Below are 289 nucleotides of genomic sequence, written 5' to 3' on the forward strand. Positions count from 1 at the left end.
TGAACATCTGATTGGCGACAAGGCGTACGACAGCGATGGCCTGGATACACAACTGGCTGAACAGTGCGTGGAATTGATCGCGCCACACCGGGCCAATCGCCGAAAACTCAAGACCCAGGATGGACGCGCGTTGCGCCGCTACGCGCGGCGCTGGCTGGTCGAACGGTTATTTGCCTGGATGCAGTGGAAGCGCCGTCTACTAACTCGCTGGGAGTACTACGCCCGCAATTTCCTGGGCTTTGTTCAGCTGGCTTCCATCACCATCCTGCTCAAACGAATTTGAGATAGG

At 57.1% G+C, this 289-nt stretch carries 1 protein-coding gene; it reads left to right on the forward strand.

What is annotated here, in order from left to right; genetic code table 11:
• On the forward strand, positions 1 to 283 hold a 283-nt coding region (locus HGR_RS00825; RefSeq protein ID WP_006296138.1), incomplete at its 5' end, for an IS5/IS1182 family transposase.
• Positions 284 to 289: the final 6 nt, after the last annotated feature.

It is taken from the genome of Hylemonella gracilis ATCC 19624 (genome assembly GCF_000211835.1).
GTDB lineage: Bacteria > Pseudomonadota > Gammaproteobacteria > Burkholderiales > Burkholderiaceae_C > Hylemonella > Hylemonella gracilis.